General features: G+C 71.3%; 2 protein-coding genes. Both read right to left on the bottom strand.

The window, feature by feature from the left end; translation table 11 throughout:
* The coding region (locus tag CCN33_RS29740; RefSeq protein WP_208621969.1) for a PhzA/PhzB family protein at positions 1 to 436 on the bottom strand (436 nt) is incomplete at its 3' end.
* A 110-nt stretch (positions 437 to 546) separates the two neighbouring features.
* Positions 547 to 1010: acyl-CoA dehydrogenase family protein (locus CCN33_RS29735; RefSeq protein ID WP_279628230.1), on the bottom strand; the 464-nt coding region annotated here is incomplete at its 5' end.

Here is a 1010-nt window from a genome sequence, read left to right as displayed (position 1 = left end):
CCGCGGGGCCGTCGATACCGAGGGCCCGGAACTGCTGGCAGGGGTTCATGAACTCGCGCTGCTGCTTGATCTTCCCGTTCTCGAAGGTGAAGGAGTGCAGGAAGTGGTTGCGGTAGAGGCCGGGCTCGTAGCCGGGGAAGAGGATCTGGCCCTCGCCGTCGCACTCCACCCAGAACCGGTCGGGGTCCTGGGTGTCGAAGATCTCGACGTTGATCCAGGCCCAGTCGGGAAAGCACTTGAGCGACCAGACGGCGTGCTCGCCGAGCCGGTCCCGGCCGCTGATGACGATGGGCTCGCCGGTCTCGGTGGTCCACAGGCCGCCGGTGCCGTCCTCGGTGAACAGCAGGTGGCGCTTGAGGCGGTCCTGGCCGCGGGTGTTCATGTACTGGGCGACGATGGCGCGGTTCTGTTCGCGGATCTCGTGCTCGTCGGACATGTCTGGTCTCGCTTTCCGTCACTGGGAGGCGAAAGGCCGGTGCCGCGCCGGGGCGGGCGGGCCCGGAGCACATCGGAACGAAGGGGAGTTCGCGGTGGTCGTACGGGCCGTCAGACCAGCATGCTGATGGTGCGCGGGTCCTGGCCGACCAGGGCGCTGCCGTAGACCTGCTCGGGGACGCCCATGCCGAAGCCGGCGTGCCGGCTACCGGTGTGGATGTCGCGCCAGAGCCGCTGGAGGGGGTTGGACTCGTCCAGGGCGGAGGAGCCGTAGAGGGTGACGATGTCGTCGACGGTCTGGCGGCACTGCTGGACGACGTGGGTGGCGTCCATGCGGGCGCGGGCCCGGGTGAGCAGGTCGGGGTTCTCGCCCGCGCGGGCATGTTCGTCCACGCTGTCGGCGAGGCGGCGGGCGTGCAGCCGGGCGGTGTCCAGCCGGGTGGCGGCGGCCGCGAGGGCGAGCCGGGCGGTGGGCGACTCGGCCTGGTTGGCGAAGGTGGTGCCGGCCACGCGCCGGGTCCCGGCGTGTTCCAGGGCGTAGCGCAGGGCGGTGTCGGCGCCGCCGAGCAGCGAGC

The sequence above is a fragment of the Streptomyces recifensis genome (assembly GCF_002154615.1).
Taxonomy (GTDB): Bacteria; Actinomycetota; Actinomycetes; order Streptomycetales; family Streptomycetaceae; genus Streptomyces; species Streptomyces griseoluteus.
Note: the sequence above shows the minus strand (reverse complement) of the source record. Positions and strands in the feature narration are given on the sequence as shown.